Here is a 7904-nt window from a genome sequence, read left to right as displayed (position 1 = left end):
AACCACCCGAGGAGATAAGAAAGGACTTCGTCTTTTTCCGGTTCGTTATGGAGTTCATGGTATAAGCCAGGCCAGATTTTTAAAGTGCAGGAGTTCCCCGCCCTGGCAGCAAATTCGCCGCTGGCCTTGGCCGACACAATGGAATCAGCATCACCATGCATGAGTAAAAGGGGAAGAGTAAACTCAGCGGCGTGCTCAAGGGCCCACAACCCACCCCGGAGAATGTCTATCCCCAGACGGGGGGTAAGGCGGTCATGGACCAAGGGGTCATTTTTATAGGCATGGACAATTGCCGGATCTCGCGAGATACCCTGGCAATCCAGCTCATTGGCCAGGGAAAGGTTGGGCCACAGGTAATACATGATCCTACCCAGGATCACTTTCCAGAGAGGAGGTTCAAAGGCCGTCCGCAAAAGGGGGCTGGTGACTATCACACCAGCCAGCGAGGGGTGGTTTCGCAGGACATAATTAAGAACCAGGGTCCCACCCATGCTGTGGCCATAAAGAAAAAGAGGACGTCCCGGGTAGAGCTTTTGGCCTTCCTCCAGGGAGAGAGACATATCTTGCAGCAGAGCCCGGAAATTTGGTGCATAGCCCCGTTGTCCTTGGGAGCGGCCGTGACCGCGGAGATCGAAGGCCAAGAGAGCGTAGCCGGCCCCTTTTAGATAGTTACCCAGATGGTTATAGCGTCCGCTGTGCTCGCCCAGGCCATGGACAAGGCAGATTAACGCTTTTGGTTCAGTTTCCGGCTTCCAGTTTCTGACGGCTAAACTAAGCCCGTCATCCGTCTTCCATTCCAGGCTCAATCGTTCCATCGCTAATGTATTGGATTATATGATCCTGATCAGGCTCTTTTAAGCACCACCCGATATCCTAAAAGATTTCCAATTTTCAGATAACGGACAGGTTTAGAGTTTTATCAGCATCCCCTAGTGTCCTGAGTCAGAAATTCGTTTTAAAATTTATTTTGCCGACAACCTTTGTCGTACCCCGGCCCCAGGGCCGGCTCCGGTTGAGCTAAGCCAAAATGGCCTGCGGGAGAGCAGGATTTGTTCAACGAATTTCTGACTCAGGACATTAGTTCCGCGCTTATCAACAAACCGTCCCAATTCCGTTTTTACTCGCTTTTTTGATACCGTACATTAAATTATCCGCCAAGATAAGAAGGTCTTTTTTCGTCTGGGCATCCTCTGGATACATGGCAATACCAAAGCTCGCAGTAACTTTTACGTGCCTGGGTTCTGATTTTAGATAAATGGATCTCCGGATAGCGTGAACGATTTTTTCAGTAAAATGGAATGCCGTTTGTTTGTTTACAACAGGAAGGATGATTACATACTCGTCTCCTCCATACTTTACAAGAATATCTTTTTCAGTTAAGCAGGAAGAGATTGTTTCCCCAACTTCTTTTAACACCTGAGTTCCCATCGGTGTTTTCTTAGCTCTCTGGGGCCAAGGTTATACCCTCAATACCCGATGGCCGCGCCGTCGGAACGAGGATCGGAGCCGCCCATGCGTAGACCGTTTTCAGGATGAATGATGATTCCATGGGCACTGCCCATAACCTGCGACCAATTTTCCACTTCGTTTACTTGATGCCCGCGCCTTTTTAATTCTTCGATCACCTCAGCCGCAACCCGGCCTTCTATAGTTAATGATCCTTCTGGCTGGTTGACCAGGTATCTTCCCGATAACCAGCGCGGCGCTTCGATGGCCGATTGGATGTTCAGGCCAAAATCGAAGACGTTGGTCATTACCTGGACATGCGTCTGCGGCTGGCCGTCAGCTCCGCTGGTACCGAAGATCATATAAGGCTTTCCCTCCCTGAAGGTCATGGAGGCCATTAAAGTGTGAAAAGTCCTTTTGTGCGGCTGGAGACAGTTTACCTGATTGGGGTCCAATGAAAAATAGGCCCCGCGGTTTTGCAGGACGATTCCTGTTTCCCCGGCCACTACGGCTGACCCGAAGGAGAAGTAAAGTGATTGGATCAAGGAGACCGCGTTGCCTGCTTCATCGATGACGCAGAGGTAGATCGTATCTCGCCCAAAGCTTCCTGCCGGAATAGCCGTAGCCTCTGCCGCCCGGTCCTTGTGAATGAGGGAGCGGCGCCTGGCTGCATAGTCTTTAGAGAGAAGTTCCTCGGTAGGGATTTTGACCCTTTCCGGGTCCGAGATATAGCGATTGCGATCGGCGAAAGCCAATTTTTTAGCCTCGACCAGCAGGTGGAGATGGTCGGGGGATTGATAACCCAAGGAAGAAAGATCATACTCTTCCAGAAGGTTCAGGATCAACAGGGCCGCCAGGCCCTGGGAGTTTGGAGCTGTTTCATAAACCGTGTAATCCCGATAAGTGGTTGACACGGGCTTGCCCCAGGTTGATTTCGTCTCTTGAAAATCCTTCTCGCTCAAAAGTCCGCCGTTCTCTTGCGAAAATTTGACGATCTGCCGGGCAATCTCCCCCTGGTAAAAGACATCCCTTCCATCTCGGGCGATCTTGGCCAAGGACTCCGCCAGCCCTAAATTCGTTAGTAAGTCACCGGGCCCGGGAGATTTTCCACCAGGTAAAAAGAGGTTTTGGGAGGAAGGGAATCGAGATAACTCCGGGGCTGCTTCCTGGATCTTGAAGCTCAAAATATGGCTGATGGGATAACCGTCCCGCGCATAGGCGATGGCCGGTTCCAGAATGGTAGACATTGATAAATTTCCGTAGCGGTGGTGAGCTTCGAACCATCCGTCTACAGCCCCGGGGATAGTGACCGGAAGAAGTCCCCGCAGGGGTACGGCATCCATCCCGGCTTTTTGAAAATATTCAAGGGTGGCCAGATAAGGCGAGCGCCCGCTGGCGTTCAGAAAGGCCAGGTCTTTTTGGGCGGCGCTGTAAATCAGCCAGAAGGCGTCCCCGCCAATCCCACACATGTGCGGATAAACCACATTGAGGACGGCATTGGTGGCGATGGCCGCATCCACAGCCGTCCCTCCTTTTTTCAGAATGTCCACCCCGGCCTGGGAAGCCAGGTAATGGGGCGAAGCTACCAGGCCATGGGGAGCCATGGTCACCGGGCGATTTTGCTGGGGAAAAGATTGGGAGGGGGTCGTTTTCATAAGCGCCTCAGATTAAAAACTTTTTTTAGGGACGCAGATTCACCCTGTTAGATGTTTACTATCTAACAGGGTAAACGCAGATTTTCAGGATAAAAAAATGAATGCAAAAGAAAGAATTCAAAATCCTGTATTCTTTCTCCTGAATTCTCTCGCATTTGTATCTTTTTCTGCGTCCATCTGCGCCAATCTGTGTCCGAATCAAATTCGGCTTTCCTCTTGCGGATGAAAGAATTTAAAAATCGTCTGGACATCCTTCTGGGTCAGAGGATCGACCTGGCTCAATGCTTCGACGGAGGCTTCCTGAATTTTTTGCAGGCTGCCAAAACCCTTGAGTAGGGCTTTCTTTTTGACTTCCCCGATTCCTGGCACTTCGTCGAGGATCGTTTGTAATCCTTGCTTGCCCCGGAGCTTCTTATGGTAAGCAATGGCAAATCGGTGGGCCTCATCGCGGATTTGCTGCAAATAACGTAGAGAAAATGAATAAGAAGGTAAAAGGATAGGGTCTTTGACCTTCGGCAGGTAAATTTTATCCGAACCCTTTCCTTCCTCCTTCATAGGACCTCTATCTTTATCTTTCGCCAAGCCGATCGCCGAGATGCCGGTTAGCTTAAGCTCCGCCAGAACGGCCAGGGCAACGTTTAATTGCCCTTTGCCCCCATCTACGATAAGGAGGTCCGGCTTTTCCTTCTCTCCACTTAATTTACTGTACCGGCGCTTTAAGACTTCGTACATCATAGCATAATCATCCGGAAAAGAGGGGGCATGGACTTTAAAATGCCTGTACCCAGACCTGTCGGGCCGCCCATCCAGGAAACTCACCATAGAGCCAACAGCCAGCGTTCCGAAGAGGTTGGAGATATCGAAGCACTCCAACCTATGCGGTAGAGTTCTCAGCCTGAGTTTTTCTTGTAGTTCTTTCAGCGTCAATTCAACGGTTTCTTTTTCGCTCACCTTCTTCTGGAAGGTATTCTCGGCATTTTTCCGGGCCATTTCGACCAGACGTTTCTTCTGGCCCCGCTGCGGAGTGAGGACTTCTACCCTTTCTCCTTTTTTTTCGGAGAGCCATTCGGAAAGCAGCCCCTTATTTTCTATGGCCAGGGGAAGGAGGATTTCCTTGGGAATAAAGGGGTCTCCGGCATAATACTGTTGGATAAACGCAGAGAGCGCTTCTTCCTCGGGTAGGTTCAGGCGGGAGAAGTGGAATGATTTATTGCCCATCAGCAAGCCGCGGCGGTAGAAGAGAACTTGGAATTCCCAGGTGTTTCCCCGACGGAAAAAAGCGAACACATCCTGGTCGGTTAAGGTTGGAAAAACAGCTTTTTGTTTTTCCAGGGTTTGCTCCATAGCCTGGATCTGGTCGCGAATACGGGCAGCTTCCTCGAAGTTCAATTCTTCCGCAGCCGCCATCATCCTTTCCTCCAAGAGTTTGATCAATTGCGAGTTTTTTCCTTCGAGGAAGAGAAGGACTTCCTGGGCCAGCTCGGCATATTTTTCCTGGGAGATCAGCCCGCAACAAGGCCCCAAACACTTTTTGATCTGGAAGTTCAGACAGGGGCGGGAGCGGTTCCGAAAATTGGCCTCGCGGCAGGTGCGTAAGGGGAACACCCGCTGCAATAGCCGGAGGGTTTCTTTAACCGCGGCGCTGGAAGCAAAAGGGCCAAAGTAACGGCACCCATCCCGTTTTGTTTTACGGACCAAAGAGAGTTTAGGAAAATTTTCGTTGAGGCTGAACTTGAGGCTGAAAAAGGTTTTGTCGTCTTTAAAATTGATATTGTAACGGGGTTGATATTTCTTGATCAGGGTGTTTTCCAGGACCAGGGCTTCTTTCTCCGTGTCCGTGAGCAGGGTTTCCAATTGATGGACTTTAGGCCTAAGAAAACGCAGGGAGTAACGGGTGTCTCCGGCCTTGCCAAAGTACGTTCTCACCCGGTTGCGCAGATTTCTGGCTTTACCCACGTAGAGTACGGTTCCTTCTTTGTCCTTCATCAGGTAAACGCCGGGACTTGAAGGCAAACCCTGAATTTGCTCTTCTAAAGACGGAAGTTCCATAACAGTAATTTCAGATTGCAGATTTCAGATTGTAGATTTCAGATTTTAGATTTACAATCTGAAATCTATCGGTGTTCCAACTCTCTTTCTTCCAGAGATTTAATCCGGTCTCGCAGCTCGGCCGCCTTCTCGAAATTGAGTTTGGAAGCGGCTGCGCGCATCTCCTTTTTTAGCCGGGACACCAGCTTGGGAATTTCAAAGACGGAAACGTAATCCCCGGGCTGCTCGGCGATTAGGGGGACGGTGACATAGTCCGCCTCATAGATAGATTTTAAGATATCCGGAATGGCTTTTTTGACGGTCTCAGGGGTGATTTTATGCTTGCGGTTGTACGCTTGCTGAATTTTCCGCCGCCGTTCTGTCTCGGCGATGGCTTTCTTCATCGAATCCGTGAATTGCTCGGCATAAAGAATCACCCGCCCAGAAACATTCCGAGCGGTCCTGCCGAAGGTCTGGATGAGCGAGGTCTCGGAACGCAAAAAGCCTTCTTTATCCGCGTCTAAAATGGCTACCAGGGAAACTTCCGGCAGGTCCAGGCCTTCCCGCAAGAGATTGATGCCAATGAGGACGTCGAACTTACCCAGCCGCAGGTCACGGATGATCTCCATCCGTTCTAAGGTCTCGACGTCCGAGTGCAGGTATTTCACCTTTAGGCCAAGTTCGGCATAGTACCCAGTGAGGTCTTCGGCCATCCGCTTGGTTAAAGTGGTAACAAGAACGCGCTCTTCTCTGGCCACGCGGGCCCGAATCTCATTCAAAAGGTCATCCACCTGATAGCGGGCGGGTTTGACCTCAACCGGCGGGTCAATGAGTCCGGTCGGGCGAATGACCTGTTCAACGATCCGTCCTCGGGATTGCTGCAGCTCGTAAGCTGCCGGGGTGGCGGAAACATAGATTACCTGGGGAACGCGGCGTTGGAATTCTTCAAAGGAAAAAGGACGGTTATCCAGGGCCGAGGGCAGGCGGAACCCGTATTCCACCAGGGTTTGTTTGCGGGTGCGGTCGCCCCAGTACATGCCGTTCAGTTGCGGTACGGTGATGTGGCTCTCGTCGATGAAAATCAGGGCATCTGGGGGAAAATAATCCAGAAGGGTGTAGGGAGGCTCTCCGGGTTTCCGCCCATCTAAGTGCCGCGAGTAGTTCTCGATTCCCGTGCAGTAGCCCATCTCTTGGAGCATTTCTAAGTCATAGTTGGCGCGCTGTTCCAGGCGCTGGGCTTCGAGGAGCTTTTGCTGGGCATAGAGCTGTTCTAAACGTTCGGCCAACTCTTGGCGGATGGTGTGGATGGCCTGGCGCAACCGGTCCTGAGGCGTCACGTAGTGGCTTCCGGGAAAGATGTGCACATGCCGCAACTGGCGTAGAACTTTTCCCCGGAGCGGGTCGATCTCCGAGATGGATTCTACCAGGTCGCCGAAAAACTCTACCCGAATGGCCTTTTCCTCCTCATATGCCGGGAAAATCTCCAGCACGTCGCCGCGCACGCGGAAGGTTCCGCGATGGAAGTCGTAATCGTTACGCTGGTACTGGATCTCCACCAGCCGGGCCAGGACATCATCCCGGGAGACTTCCTTTTGATCTTCCACTAGGACGATCATCCCCTGGTAGGTTTCCGGTGAGCCCAATCCGTAGATGCAGGATACGGAAGCCACCACGACCACATCCCGCCGGGTAAGGACTGAATGAGTCGCTGAGTGGCGCATCTTGTCAATCAGGTCGTTGATAGAAGCATCCTTTTCGATGTACGTGTCGGTTACGGGCATGTAAGCTTCCGGCTGGTAGTAGTCGTAGTAACTGACGAAGTATTCTGCGGCATTCCCGGGGAAAAGAAGGCGAAACTCCTGAAAGAGCTGACCCGCCAGGGTCTTATTGGGGGCAATGACGAGTGTCGGCTTCTGGACTTGCTCAATGACGTTGGCCATGGTGAAAGTCTTCCCGGAGCCTGTAACCCCGAGGAGAACTTGATGGGGCAAGCCTTGAGTCACGCCCTGGACAAGTTTTTTGATGGCCTGGGGCTGGTCGCCTTTGGGTTTGAATTCGGAGATGATCTTGAAATCGGGCATGAATCAAGCGGGCCCTAATGAGGGACATCCTATAAACTACGAAATTATTATACCAAAGATCCTATTCTTTAGAGGATGATTTTAATTCCTGGGCTCGCTGGCGGAAGTTTTCGGCTTCTTCGGGCTTTCCCAACGCTTCGTAAAGGGAGGTGATTTTGGCCAGGTCTCTAAGAATACGTTCCTGCAAACCGAGATATTCATTCACCCGCCATGCCCGCAGGTAATAGTCCAGAGCTTTCTCCCGTTCCCCCATGTTCTCATATAATCTTCCCAGGTTGGCCAGGTCTGTGGATATACCGAGGGAGTTTTCCGTTTTTTTGTCCATATTCAGAGCGCCCTGGAATGCCTCCAGGGCCCCGGACCAATCTTTCTGAGATTCATAAAGAACTCCGAGGTTGGCCAGATTGTCGGCGATTCCCAGAAAATTTTCGATTCCTTCGTTCAGTTTTTTTGCCCGGAGATAACACTCCAGGGCGCGATCATCCTGCCCCAGAGCCCGGTAGGCCAAACCCAAATTATTCCATCGGATGGCCTGGCTCCGGATATTTCCCCTTTTCTCCTCAATGGCCAGGGATTGCTGAAAAAACTCCAGGGCTCCCTGAGGTTTTCCCAGTGAGAGCGTGACACTTCCGATTTGATTCAGGTTCAATGACTGCCCCTCTTCATTCCCGGTTGCAGAGTTGATAGCAAGCGC

Annotated in this window: 6 protein-coding genes; all 6 read right to left on the bottom strand. The window is 51.4% G+C overall.

Annotated elements, in window-relative coordinates:
* Nucleotides 1-815: lysophospholipase (locus Q7V48_01085; GenBank protein ID MDO9209335.1), on the bottom strand; the 815-nt coding region annotated here is incomplete at its 3' end.
* A gap of 277 nt (nt 816-1092) precedes the next feature.
* Nucleotides 1093-1428, bottom strand: coding sequence for a GGDEF domain-containing protein (locus Q7V48_01080; GenBank protein MDO9209334.1), 336 nt, complete (start codon nt 1426-1428; stop codon nt 1093-1095).
* 38 nt (nt 1429-1466) lie between these two features.
* Nucleotides 1467-3101, bottom strand: a complete 1635-nt coding sequence (gene ggt / locus Q7V48_01075) for a gamma-glutamyltransferase (GenBank protein ID MDO9209333.1) — start codon at nt 3099-3101, stop codon at nt 1467-1469.
* Between the two features lie 198 nt (nt 3102-3299).
* Nucleotides 3300-5150, bottom strand: coding sequence for an excinuclease ABC subunit UvrC (gene uvrC / locus Q7V48_01070; protein ID MDO9209332.1), 1851 nt, complete (start codon nt 5148-5150; stop codon nt 3300-3302).
* Between the two features lie 65 nt (nt 5151-5215).
* Complete coding sequence (uvrB, locus tag Q7V48_01065; protein MDO9209331.1) at nt 5216-7210, bottom strand: excinuclease ABC subunit UvrB; 1995 nt, start codon at nt 7208-7210, stop codon at nt 5216-5218.
* 61 nt (nt 7211-7271) lie between these two features.
* A partial coding sequence (locus Q7V48_01060; GenBank protein MDO9209330.1) for a tetratricopeptide repeat protein occupies nt 7272-7904 on the bottom strand: 633 nt, incomplete at its 5' end.

It is taken from the genome of Deltaproteobacteria bacterium (assembly GCA_030654105.1).
Lineage (GTDB): Bacteria > Desulfobacterota > SM23-61 > SM23-61 > SM23-61 > JAHJQK01.
This window is presented reverse-complemented; position numbering and strand designations above follow the sequence as displayed.